The sequence below is a fragment of the Pseudomonas sp. WS 5071 genome, from assembly GCF_012985765.1.
GTDB lineage: Bacteria > Pseudomonadota > Gammaproteobacteria > Pseudomonadales > Pseudomonadaceae > Aquipseudomonas > Aquipseudomonas lundensis_A.
Genome location: NZ_JAAQWY010000026.1, coordinates 70599 through 82806, shown reverse-complemented (window position 1 = coordinate 82806; position 12208 = coordinate 70599). Strand labels below are relative to the sequence as shown.

At 58.7% G+C, this 12208-nt stretch carries 12 protein-coding genes and 1 pseudogene; 7 read left to right on the top strand and 6 right to left on the bottom strand.

What is annotated here, in order from left to right; all coding sequences use genetic code 11:
* The 4 genes and pseudogenes from HBN61_RS16515 to HBN61_RS16500 all read right to left on the bottom strand — a co-directional run.
* A partial coding sequence (locus tag HBN61_RS16515; RefSeq protein ID WP_524539063.1) for a transposase occupies positions 1–188 on the bottom strand: 188 nt, incomplete at its 3' end.
* Between the two features lie 83 nt (positions 189–271).
* Positions 272–460, bottom strand: a complete 189-nt coding sequence (locus HBN61_RS16510; protein WP_094993754.1) for a hypothetical protein — start codon at positions 458–460, stop codon at positions 272–274.
* A gap of 159 nt (positions 461–619) precedes the next feature.
* Positions 620–808, bottom strand: a pseudogene (locus HBN61_RS16505) (transposase); the annotation flags it as partial.
* Between the two features lie 56 nt (positions 809–864).
* Complete coding sequence (locus HBN61_RS16500) at positions 865–3207, bottom strand: putative bifunctional diguanylate cyclase/phosphodiesterase (RefSeq protein WP_170047231.1); 2343 nt, start codon at positions 3205–3207, stop codon at positions 865–867.
* A gap of 400 nt (positions 3208–3607) precedes the next feature.
* On the opposite strand from HBN61_RS16500, the gene lon reads away from it, so the two are divergent.
* From lon to cmoB, 7 genes are all read left to right on the top strand, one after another.
* Positions 3608–6037: an endopeptidase La gene (gene lon / locus HBN61_RS16495; protein ID WP_094993752.1), complete on the top strand. Its 2430-nt coding sequence runs from the start codon at positions 3608–3610 to the stop codon at positions 6035–6037.
* 154 nt (positions 6038–6191) lie between these two features.
* Entirely contained in the window at positions 6192–6692 is a 501-nt protein-coding gene (locus HBN61_RS16490) for a hypothetical protein (protein ID WP_094993751.1), read from the top strand.
* Between the two features lie 89 nt (positions 6693–6781).
* The gene (locus HBN61_RS16485) at positions 6782–7174 is read left to right on the top strand and encodes a protease inhibitor I42 family protein (RefSeq protein WP_170047229.1); all 393 of its coding nucleotides are present in this window, start codon (positions 6782–6784) and stop codon (positions 7172–7174) included.
* Position 7175: 1 nt separating this feature from the next.
* Positions 7176–7811, top strand: coding sequence for a lysoplasmalogenase (locus HBN61_RS16480; RefSeq protein ID WP_170047227.1), 636 nt, complete (start codon positions 7176–7178; stop codon positions 7809–7811).
* 90 nt (positions 7812–7901) lie between these two features.
* The gene (locus HBN61_RS16475) at positions 7902–8411 is read left to right on the top strand and encodes a hypothetical protein (protein ID WP_094993748.1); all 510 of its coding nucleotides are present in this window, start codon (positions 7902–7904) and stop codon (positions 8409–8411) included.
* 111 nt (positions 8412–8522) lie between these two features.
* Positions 8523–9266, top strand: a complete 744-nt coding sequence (gene cmoA / locus HBN61_RS16470; RefSeq protein ID WP_094993747.1) for a carboxy-S-adenosyl-L-methionine synthase CmoA — start codon at positions 8523–8525, stop codon at positions 9264–9266.
* On the top strand, positions 9263–10219 hold the full coding sequence (gene cmoB, locus HBN61_RS16465) for a tRNA 5-methoxyuridine(34)/uridine 5-oxyacetic acid(34) synthase CmoB (protein WP_094993746.1): 957 nt from the start codon (positions 9263–9265) through the stop codon (positions 10217–10219). The genes cmoA and cmoB overlap by 4 nt, the downstream gene beginning before the upstream one ends.
* Before the next feature lie 29 nt (positions 10220–10248).
* On the opposite strand, the gene tadA is transcribed toward cmoB, so the two are convergent.
* Both tadA and HBN61_RS16455 read right to left on the bottom strand, forming a co-directional pair.
* Positions 10249–10746, bottom strand: a complete 498-nt coding sequence (gene tadA / locus HBN61_RS16460; RefSeq protein WP_094993745.1) for a tRNA adenosine(34) deaminase TadA — start codon at positions 10744–10746, stop codon at positions 10249–10251.
* Positions 10746–12122 carry a multicopper oxidase family protein gene (locus tag HBN61_RS16455; RefSeq protein ID WP_094993744.1) on the bottom strand — a complete coding sequence of 459 codons (1377 nt, stop codon included), beginning with the start codon at positions 12120–12122 and terminating at the stop codon, positions 10746–10748. Before HBN61_RS16455 ends, tadA begins: the two co-directional genes overlap by 1 nt.
* Between the last annotated feature and the right edge of the window lie 86 nt (positions 12123–12208).

Below are 12208 nucleotides of genomic sequence, written 5' to 3'. Positions count from 1 at the left end.
TGGATGCGCAGCATGGTTTCCAGAGGATAGGGTTTTCTACCGCCGCCGGCCTTGGGGTAGAACGGTTCGATCAGCTCCAGCAGGCCTGCCCAGGGCACCACCTGATCCATTTCGGCGAGGAAGCGCTCTCGGCGGGTTTGCTTGCGCTTGCCGGCGTACTCAAAGTCGGAAAAGCTCATCTGGCTCATGGGCGGCTCGGATCAGGTGTTGCGGGGATTCTCGCATAACTGAAGGCTTGTTCGGAGATTCCTTAGATGTATTTAGTTACGACTTATTTGTAATAAATTCTCAATCCCCACCATGGCCGTACCGTGTTGCTCCAGCCTATTTCGATTTCATCAGTTAGCTCATCAGGTTCACGCTCAATTAAACGCAAAGCCTGCCTAAGTTTAGCTACTTTTCTTGTAATAGCCTTAAGGATGGTCTGAAGTAGGCCGTTATCTTTCGACTGCTGAGCCATAGGTGCTTTCAATAAACGGCAGCCGTTCAAAACCGATCAAGTCTGCCACCTCTTCCATCCAAGTTTGCCGCTGAACGCTCCTCGCAGCAACTATCTCCCTCATTACGGACGCACCTCTCCTGCGCTGGAGAGTAAATATCGACGCGCCATCCAAAGGCTCTACAGGACGAACAGCGTCATCCTCTGAGCAGTGTTTCTCACCAAGCCTCGCAAACGCACTTTCGTATAACCAAACTCACGCTTGATCACTCGAAATGGATGCTCAACCTTGTAGGTACTGCGCAGGGATGCAATCTGCCAGATGACGTGGCGCCCAGCATGCTCTTCGCGCTTCTCGACACCGGTATAGCGGCATGGACTCTGGAAAGTTAATGCCGCCACGAAGCCCGTCGCAAAACGTATTTTCAGGCCGTTTCCTCCAGTCGCGACAGCCATGTTTCAAACGCTGAAACCTCCAACGGGCGACTGATCAGGTAACCCTGGGCCGTGTCGCATTGCCAGCGCTGCAGAAGGTCAAGGGTGTGCTGGTATTCCACGCCTTCGGCCACGACCTTTAACCCCAGGTTATGGCTCATCTCCAGGGTCGAACGCACGATGACCGCGTCTTCACTGCGCTCGTCAAGGTTACGAATAAATGACTGGTCGATTTTCAACTCTTGTACCGGTAGCCGTTTGAGGTGCGCCAGTGACGAATAGCCGGTGCCGAAATCGTCCACCGACAGGCCAATGCCGCCCTCGCGCAGTTTTTCCAGCACGCTGAGTGAATGCTCCGGGTCGCGCATGACCGCACTTTCGGTGATTTCGAAAATCAATTGCCCGGCCGACACTTGATAGCGCGAGAGCAAGGCTTCGACGCTCAACAGCAAGTCTTCGCCCTGTAAATCCGCCGCCGATATGTTGAGTGAAAGTTGCAGGTGCAGCCCTTTGCGGTTCCACTCGGCCAATTGGCGCACGCCCTCCTCAATGACCCATTGCGTGAGCAACGGCATGCTGCCAGTGCGTTCGGCCAGCGGGATGAATTCGGCAGGCGACACCACGCCCAGCTCCGGATGGCGCCAGCGCAGTAGCGCTTCCGCCTGATGCACTTGGCCGCTGCGGATATCCAGCTTGGGCTGGTAGAGCAAAAACAGCTCGCCCTCGCTTGCCGCGCTGCGCACGTCGCGTATCAACTGGATTTGCCGTTGATGGGCCAGGTCGCGGTCCTGCTGGTAAACCTGCAAGTAACCCGGCAGCGCAGCGGCATCCCGTCGGGCAAGCGCGGCGCGGCTGATCAGCTCTTCGACGCTTTGCCCATTAATCGGATAGGCCGCAATGCCCATGCAGATTTCCAGCGACACCTCATGCCCGTCGATGCTCAGCGGTCGATTCAACAGCCGGTAGAGCCTGTCGGCCACGGCCACCGCGGCATCGACCAGGGTGCTTTCCAGTAGCAGTAAAAATTCATTGCCGGTGATGCGCGCAGCGGTGTCCCGCGTGTGCAACGTGTCGAGCATGACGCGGCTGATTTCGCGCATGATCAATTCCATGCCGTCCTGGCCGAAACTTTCGTTGATAACCCGGTAGTTTTCGACGCCCAGATAAATCAGCACCACCCCCCTTCGCGCACTGATGGCGCTGCCCAATCGCTCCATGGCGAGTGCGCGGTTGGGCAAGCCGGTCAGTGCGTCGTGCAGCGCGTTATGTGCCAGTTGCTGCTCGCGCAGCGCGATTCCGCTCTGCATCGCGTTGATCGCCTTGGCCAAAAAGCCCAGTTCATCCTTACGCTTGAGTTCTACCGGAACCTCGTAGTTGCCGCGCCCGATTCGCTGAGCGGCCTCGGCCAGCAAACTGACCGGACGCGACACCGCGCGCGCCAGCCATAAGGCCCCGAACAAAGACAGCAGCAACGCGCCAAGGGATATCCACAGAAACTTGCGATCCAGGGCGTTGAATGCGTGCATGGTCTGGTCCAGCGGGCTTTGCAGAAGCGCGAGCACTTGCCCGTTGGCCGGGTCCCCAGAATTGGCCAGTTGCAGTAGCTGCCCGAGAAAACGCTTGCCATGAAATACGCTGAAGTGAACCTTCATACCGGGCGCGTGATCGCTCAAAAACTGCTCGATGCTGGCGTTCATGACGTCAGGCTGGGTGCTGCTGAGCACGCCGTTATCGCCCTGTTTGATGGTCATGAATGACACTTCAAGGTTGCTCAGTGAGCGCAACTCGTGAGCAAACACGTCGTCCATCGGCATGCCCGACACCACGCGCACCACGGGCAACGGTGCCAGTACCACGCTTTGCACCATCATGTACGGGCGATCATCCAGCACGCCAATGACCATCGATTGAGAATGTCGGCGCGCCAGCCTCAAGGCTTTGGCGTAGGGAAAGGGCTGCCCCGCCGGTAACGCTTTGAGGGTGCTGGTGATGATGTTGCCCTGCAGATCCAGCACGAACAGTTCACTGCCCCGGATGCTCGGCTCAAACTCTTGCAGCGCGGCGTTGATTTGAGCGCGATTACCATTGAGTGCAGCCTGACGGAAGTCCGAGTCATTGGTCAGCCAGTTGAGGCCGTACTGGATGCGTCGCCAACGCAAATCCATGAACCGCTCGAACACCCGTGTGCCGGTACGCAGTTGTTCTTCGGCCTGATCGCGGGCCACCGTGATCGTGACGGCTTTGACCGCGAAATACACCGCGCCAATGACCAACAGCAGGAGCATCGCCAAAAACAGGCTGATGCGCGCCTGAAAACTGTTGCGCAGCTTCATGCCACGCCCTCGGCACACCGCGTCATTGCGCTGATTCCCTGAGGCATACGCGCTCCTTGTGCGCCTTGCAGGCAGCCTGCCAGGTGGCCGCTTGCTCCATCTTTATTGTTATAAGTCGTAACTGTCGCTCAGCAGAAGATCGCCTAATAATTTCGGGCCGTCTACCGTCAAGTTGTTGGCGACAAAGGCCTAGCGAACGCGAACCTCGCGCAAGGTTTTATCAATCACCAGCAGGCGCTTTGCGCCGTTCAATCGCATGCACTCATCCGTGCTCAGGTGCTCATCGTCTACGCTCCACGGCGAAGCTTTGGCAGCGGCGAGCGCATGAAAAACGTTTCACCATTGAAACCACTGACACCGCGCCCCATCTAACCCCCATACCCCATTGCGCAGGTGCCCCATGAGCGACCAGCAAGATTTCCCGGATAACACCCCTGAATACGCAGACATAGAACACACGGAATCCGTACACACACCCCACTCGGCCGGAACTGAACTGGCGTTGCCGGAGCAGAATCTGCCCGACAAGGTTTACATCATCCCGATTCACAACCGCCCGTTCTTCCCGGCACAAGTGCTGCCGGTCATCGTCAATGAAGAGCCGTGGGCCGAAACACTGGAGCTGGTCAGCAAATCACCCCATCACTCGCTGGCCCTGTTTTTTGTCGATACGCCACCGGATGACCCTCGCCACTTCGACACGTCCAGCCTCCCGGAATACGGCACGCTGGTAAAAGTGCATCACGCCAGCCGCGAAAACGGCAAATTGCAATTTGTGGCCCAAGGCCTGACCCGTGTGCGCATCAGCATGTGGCTCAAACATCACCGCCCGCCGTATCTGGTGGAAGTCGAATACCCGCAGCAGCCCAAGGAGCCCACCGATGAGGTGAAGGCTTATGGCATGGCGCTGATCAATGCCATCAAGGAGCTGTTGCCGCTCAACCCGCTGTACAGCGAAGAGTTGAAAAACTACCTCAATCGCTTCAGCCCTAACGATCCGTCGCCGCTAACCGATTTCGCGGCCGCGCTGACGTCGGCAACCGGCAATGAGCTGCAAGAAGTGCTCGATTGCGTGCCCATGCTCAAACGCATGGAGAAAGTCCTGCCAATGCTGCGCAAGGAAGTTGAAGTTGCGCGCCTGCAAAAAGAAATCTCCGCCGAAGTGAACTTGAAAATCGGCGAGCACCAGCGTGAGTTCTTTCTGAAGGAACAGCTCAAGGTGATCCAGCAGGAACTGGGTCTGACCAAAGACGACCGCAGCGCGGACATCGAACAGTTCAAGCAGCGTCTGGAAGGCAAGACCCTGACGGCTCAGGCGCAAAAGCGCATCGACGAGGAACTGAACAAACTGTCGATTCTGGAAACCGGCTCACCGGAATACGCGGTCACCCGCAACTATCTGGATTGGGCAACATCGCTGCCCTGGGGTGTGTTCGGGCAAGACAAACTCGACCTCAAGCATGCCCGCAAGGTGCTCGACGCCCACCATGCGGGGCTGGATGACATCAAAAACCGTATCCTCGAATTTCTGGCGGTCGGCGCCTACAAGGGTTCGGTAAGTGGTTCGATCGTGTTGCTGGTTGGCCCGCCGGGCGTGGGTAAAACCAGCGTCGGCAAATCGATCGCCGAGTCCCTGGGGCGGCCGTTCTACCGCTTCAGTGTCGGCGGCATGCGTGACGAAGCCGAGATCAAAGGCCATCGTCGCACGTACATCGGTGCCCAGCCGGGCAAGCTGGTGCAGGCCCTCAAAGACGTCGAAGTGATGAACCCGGTCATCATGCTCGACGAGATCGACAAGATGGGCCAGAGCTTCCAGGGCGACCCCGCGTCCGCCCTGCTCGAAACCCTTGATCCGGAACAGAACGTCGATTTCCTCGACCACTATCTGGATTTACGCCTGGACCTGTCCAAGGTGCTGTTCGTCTGCACCGCCAACACGCTGGATTCCATTCCGGGGCCGTTGCTTGACCGGATGGAGGTGATTCGCCTGTCGGGTTACATCACGGAAGAAAAGGTGGCAATTGCCAAGCGCCATCTGTGGCCCAAACAGTTGGAGAAAGCCGGTGTTTCCAAAAACAGCCTGAGCATCAGCGACAGCGCCTTACGCGCCGTGATCGATGGCTATGCCCGCGAAGCCGGGGTGCGTCAGTTGGAGAAGCAGCTCGGCAAACTGGTGCGTAAGGCCGTGGTCAAATTGCTGGAAGACCCGAAGGCGGTGATCAAAATCGGCCCCAAAGACCTCGAAGCTTCGTTGGGCATGCCGGTGTTCCGCAATGAACAAGTCATCAGCGGTACGGGCGTGATTACCGGGTTGGCCTGGACCAGCATGGGCGGCGCGACCCTGCCAATCGAAGCGACGCGCATCCATACCCTCAATCGCGGGTTCAAGCTGACCGGGCAGCTAGGGGATGTGATGAAAGAGTCGGCAGAGATCGCCTACAGCTATGTCAGCTCCAATCTCAAGCAGTTTGGCGGCGACCCCAAGTTCTTCGATGAAGCGTTCGTGCATTTGCACGTGCCCGAAGGCGCCACACCCAAAGATGGCCCAAGCGCCGGTGTGACCATGGCCAGCGCACTGCTGTCGCTGGCACGCAACCAGCCGCCGAAAAAGGGCATCGCCATGACCGGCGAGCTGACCCTCACCGGGCACGTACTCCCGATTGGTGGCGTGCGTGAGAAAGTCATCGCGGCACGTCGGCAGAAAATCCATGAATTGATCCTGCCCGAAGCCAACCGGGGCCATTTCGAGGAACTGCCGGACTACTTGAAAGAAGGCATCACCGTGCACTTTGCCAAACGGTTCAATGACGTGGCCAAAGTGCTGTTTTAAACCGTAGAACGTTCCCGATGACAGCGCCGCCGCCCCACAGCGGCGGCGCTGTCACATCTTCATCTCAAACCCCCTGTCAATTCTGTCAGTAGACACAAAATCCAATCCCGTCACTAATAGGCCCAGAACCGTTAGCGCTGGATGGGCTTAGATCATGGCACTGCAACACCCTGGATATGGAAACCCTGCTGTTATATGGCAGAAGGCTTTGGGCACACCGCTGTTCCATCCCAGAACAACGGGTGAGATGAGGGCCGAGGTGTCTTGCCGCCATCTGTTCGAAGCGCAGGAAATCACCTTTGCCAGCAGCCAAAAAAAGATTGTGATTACCGCAGAATTCGAAGACTTCGGATCGCCGCAGTATCGTTGCGTGTCCTTGACTCTGGACGTCAATATCCAGTCCGGCATTTACCTGTACAAACGCGGGCAGCAGGGTCCGGTCAGAGATATGTCTTACACAGAATGCATCGAGAAAAATGGCGACCTGGTGTATCACCTGACTCAGGCCGAGGTGGGCACCCTGCACTTGTCTGTGATCGAGAGCTGCTACAGCGCACGCCTGTTCACCTTTGAAGGTACAGACCATCTGACCGACCCTTTTGAGGTCTGCGGCGACTTCACGGTGACCCCTCCTCACGCCTCATTCAATTATTAAGGCCCGCTCGCGACTTTGACCGCGTGGCATAGCCCGATAGCCGTCTTGGGTTATGCTGCGCGCTTGTTATTGTCCCGACGGAGCCTTCAATGTCCCCCGCGCGTCTGATCCCCTTGCTCAGTTTCACCTTGCTGACAGCTTGCGCTCAGCAACCGGCACATAACGTGATTGTGGAAGAACAAAGTGACTGCCCGATGCAATTGCACACGGGGCAAAACCTGACGCTGACCCTGCCCAGTAACCCCACGACCGGTTACCGCTGGGCCATTCAGGATTCGGCAGGCGGCGTGTTACGCAGCCTCGGCCCAGAAGTCTACAAAAGCGCCGACAGTGGCCAGTTACTGGGCAGCGGCGGGCAATCCACCTGGCGCTTTCAAGCATTTGCCCCGGGCACCGGTCGCCTGCGCCTGACGTATCAACAGCCTTGGGAGCCTGAGGCCGAACCCGCTCACGTGTTTGACTGCCCTGTTACGGTGAACTGACATGCCATGGCTGATCCTCGCTGTCATGGGGGCCGCCGCGTATCTGTACGGCGTGAACATGCACTCCACGCTGTTGTGCCTGCTGAGCAAACCCCTGCCCGTGCTGGCATTGCTCGGCTGGCTGCAAGATGCGCCGCCCAGCCTTTACCGGCGCTGGATCAGTATCGGTTTGCTGTTTTCGTTGCTCGGTGACCTGCTGCTGGCTTGGCCCGTGGACTTGTTTGTGTTTGGCCTCGGGGCGTTTCTGCTGGCCCATTTGGCTTACCTCAAGGCCTATCTGGCCGATTGCCGCCGTCTCGCAGCACTGCCCCTGATACTGGCGCTGGCAGCCGGTGCCGGTTTGTTGAGCGTCATGGCCAGCCATGGCCTGGGGGAGATGCTGATTCCAGTTTTTGTCTACGCCTTCACGATCAGCGCCATGCTGTGGCGCGCCTTCGCCCGCGTGGGGACTGATGTACCTGCACGCTCGACGTGGCTGGCAGCGGGCGGCGCACTGGCGTTTGTGGTCTCCGACAGCCTGATCGGAATTGACCGCTTCGTGGTTAAGTTCGGTGCGGCGCCGTACCTGATTATTCTCAGCTACTGGCTCGGCCAATGGGGCATTGCCGCATCGGCGTTCAGCCAGGGCAAACGCTGACCCCTCAAGTGTTATTTATGACAGTAGACGCCATGCCCGCAGCCATCATTAATACCGTCTCCGTACACCCAATCAGTCAGCGAGGGTTCGATGATGGCCAATCACTTTTCTACCCGCGGCAAAGACAGAGTCAAAGGCACACTCAAGCCAAGCCCCAAGCATTCGCCACGCCATAAACAGGCACTGATCAGCGACGCGTCGGCCACCATTACTGACCGCGCTGATTTCAAAGCCGATGACATCATGTTAGGCAGCGGCCTCAACACCCTTTCCATTGCAGCCTCAGCTGCAACCTTTGGTTCGTACGAATACCGGGTAATTAATTTCATTGTTGACCTGGGTATTGAAAGCGGAACACACACGTTCAAACAGGGTGAACCCGGACCGATTCAGGGCTTGTCGTATGTGGAGTTCGCTGTCGTCGGTGGCAATGAAATCTATTACAACTGCGAAGGGATAAGCGGCGCCTTGACGCTGGACATCATCGACCACGCGTATTACATCCGTGAGTTCACGTTCACCGCGCAGGACAGCGAGCAGAAGAACATCACCCTGACCGGCCACGTGAGTGTCTCGTCATCATTGTGTGAATGCCCCTGACACTGTGTAGGCATGTTCAGAATGCTGCGCGGTTTATCAGACAGACCGCGCACTCCGGCGCCAACTTGGCTAAAATGCCGCCCCTTTTAAATTTCCATCGCCGGAACCCTCGTGAGCAAAGAACCCGACCGTATTTTCGCCCAGCCCCTGGCCCAGGTGCCGGACTTCGCCTTTAACGAAGACGTGGTGCGGGTGTTCCCGGACATGATCAAACGCTCGGTGCCCGGTTACCCGACCATTGTGGAAAACCTCGGTGTGCTGGCTGCGCAATTCGCCCAACCAAACAGTGTCCTTTATGACCTGGGCAGCTCGCTGGGTGCGGTGACGCAGGCGTTACGCCGCCATGTGCGCAGCGAAGGGTGCAAGGTCATTGCGGTGGACAACTCGGCGGCGATGGTCGAACGCTGCCGCGAATACCTGAACGGGCAAAACTCGATGTTTCAGGAGCTGTTGCCGGTTGAGGTGATCGAAGGCGACATTCTGGCGCTGGCGTTCGAACCCGCTTCGGTGGTTGCGCTGAACTTCACCCTGCAATTCATAGCCCCCGAGCAACGGCTGGCTTTACTCGGGCGCATCCGCCAATCGCTGTTGCCGGGCGGCGCGCTGATTCTGTCGGAGAAGCTGCGCTTCAATGACGCCGAAGAACATGCCCTGCTCACTGACTTGCACATTGCCTTCAAACGCGCCAATGGCTACAGCGATCTGGAGATCGCGCAAAAACGCAGCGCCATCGAAAACGTCATGAAGCCCGACAGCCTCGAAGAACACCGTGAACGCTTGCTCGCGGCCGGGTTCTCGAAAGTCGTGCCGTGGTTCCAGTGTCTTAACTTTGCCTCGTTGATTGCCTTGCCATGATTGATCTTTCCCCTCTTGCCCGGCGTCTGGCCGGTACGCCCCTGGCTGAATGGGCCAACACCCTGCAAGCTCAGCTCGACATCAAAATGGAAAAAGGCCATGGCGACCTTGAACGCTGGCAGAGCGCCCTGGACGCGTTACCTGACGTCAAGCCCACCGAAATCGACTTGCTCAACGGGCTGACCCTCGACACCGACTGCGACGACGAAACCCGCGCGCGGATGCGTCAGGCACTGATGGGCCTGTCGCCGTGGCGTAAAGGCCCGTTTGACCTGTTCGGTGTGCATGTCGACACCGAATGGCACTCGGACTGGAAATGGTCGCGGGTCGCGCCGCACATCGATCTCAACGGTAAACGCATCCTCGATGTGGGCTGCGGCAACGGCTACTACATGTGGCGCATGCTGGGCGCAGGTGCCCACAGCGTCATCGGCGTTGACCCGAACTGGCTGTTTTTCTGTCAGTTCCAGGCCGTGCAGCGCTTCTTGCAGCAAGACGCCGCGTGGCATTTGCCCTTCCCGTTCGAAGACCTGCCACCGAACCTTGAAGGCTTCGATACCGTGTTTTCCATGGGCGTGTTCTACCACCGCCGCTCACCCATCGAGCATTTGCTGGCGCTCAAGGACTGCCTGGTCAAGGGCGGCGAGCTGGTGCTGGAAACCTTGGTGATTGAAGGCGACGAGAATCAAGTGCTGGTGCCGGAAGACCGCTACGCACAGATGCGCAACGTGTGGTTCCTGCCGTCGATTCCGGCGCTGGAGCGTTGGTTGCGGCGCGCCGGTTTCAGCGATGTGCGCTGTGTGGACGTGAGCATTACCACCGTCCAGGAGCAGCGGGCGACGGAGTGGATGAAGTTCCAGTCGTTGAGCGACTACCTCGACCCCAACGACCACAGCAAAACCATCGAGGGTTTGCCTGCGCCGATGCGCGCAGTGATTGTTGCCCGCAAGTGATCCGCCGCTAACCCGCGACGCGTCAGCCGCTACAACGGCGGTTTGGCGCGACGGGCCTTGAAAAAATCGCTCAGGATCGCGCCGCATTCGTCGGCAAGCACCCCGCCTTCAAACAGCACCCGGTGGTTGAGAAAGCCCTGGGTGAAGAACTGCCCCTGACTCTGCACAATCCCGGCCTTGGGCTCCAGCGCGCCATACACCACGCGTGACACCCGCGAATGCACGATCAGGCCCGCGCACATGCTGCACGGCTCCAGCGTGACGTACAGCGTGCTGCCCGGCAGGCGGTAGTTGCAGGCCGAAGCGGCTGCGGCACGGATGGCGACCATTTCAGCATGGGCGCTGGGGTCGTGACCGCTGATCGGGCAGTTGAAACCGCGCCCGATAATCTCGCCGTTTTGCACCAGCACTGCCCCCACGGGTACTTCACCCAGGGCCGCGCCCTGGGCCGCGAGGGCCAGCGCTTCTCGCATGTAGTCTTGATCGCGGCTGCGGTCGATGATCCGGGGTTGACGCCCTTGTCGCATCAGGAAACCTCAATAGCGGCCATCAGGCCCGTTTCCATGTGGTCAATCACATGGCAGTGGAACATCCACACGCCGGGATTATCCGCCACCAACGCCACGCGGGCACGCTCGTTTTTACCCAACAAATAGGTGTCGGTGAAATACGGGGTGATTTTTTTGCGATTGGACGCCAGCACCTTAAAGGTCATGCCGTGCAAATGGATCGGATGCTGGTACTGGGTCATGTTCTTCAATTCGAAGATGTAGCTTTGCCCCAATTTGAGTTTGGCGATCGGCCGATCAGCGCAGGTCTTGTCCTTGATGTCCCAGGCAACGCCGTTGATTTGCCACAGGCTCGGGGGTTGATCGCCGCTTTGATTGACCGACACCGACCCTACCCATTCAAAGTTGAAATTGAGTTTTTCGGCGTTCGCCACGTCCGGCTCGGCGATCGGATTGGCAGGCAGTGCGGGCGGCCATTGCGTTGCTGAACCGGGGCTGGCGACCGCACGCAACGTGCCTAGGCGCACAGGCCCGTCACGCAGGGACAATTCTTCGCCTTCGGCAGGCGCCTTGATTGCCAGGCAAATGCGCATGCCGGGGCCCAGCCAGTACTCCTTGCCCAGCGGCCTTGGTGCGATGGGGTTGCCGTCCAGCGCGTAGATTTTGGCCTCCACCCCCGGAATGTTAATGCGGTAGGTCAAGGTGTTATCGAGGTTAAGCAGGCGCACACGGGTGATTTGCCCGGCAGGCAGTTCGATAGTCGGCACGTGGCTGCCGTTGATCGTGGACAGGCGCCCGGCCGTCCCGCCGCGTGCGGCTTCGCGGGTGATGCTGAATGGCATGAATCCGCCCTCCTCATCCACGTGCCAGTTTTTGATGCTCAACGTGCGCTCGTGCTCAAAGCCGGTTGACTCGCGCTCCTCGACAATCAGCGGCCCCACCAGCCCGCGGCCCAGTTCTTCGCTACTGTTGACGTGTGGGTGATACCAGTAGCTGCCAGCGTCCGGCACCCGGAATTTGTAGTCGAAGTATTCGCCCGGCAATACCGGCAACTGGGAAACATAAGGCACGCCGTCCATTTCCAGCGGCAGGCGGATACCGTGCCAGTGAATGGTGGTGGGCACTGGCAGGTGGTTGATAAAGCGTACCCGCAGCCATTCGCCCTGGCGCACCCGCAGCTCGGTGCCCGGCGCCGAAGGACCAAAGGCCCAGGCTTCGGTTTGGTGGCCGGGCACCAGCTCAACGTCCAGCGGCGCGGCAATCAGTTCGTAATCGTGGCCCGCCTCGGCGTCCGCCATTTTTCCCAGCCAGTAGCGCGAAGCGCCACCCGCCCCGACACCCACCACGACCAGGCCGGCCAAACCACCGAGTATTTGTCGACGGGTAAAGGACATGGGCTCAACTACCTCTCGTATCGTAAACAGGCTCAAGGCCCGCAAAAGGCGAATACGATACACCTGCAGTTGAGAAACAGTAAGGC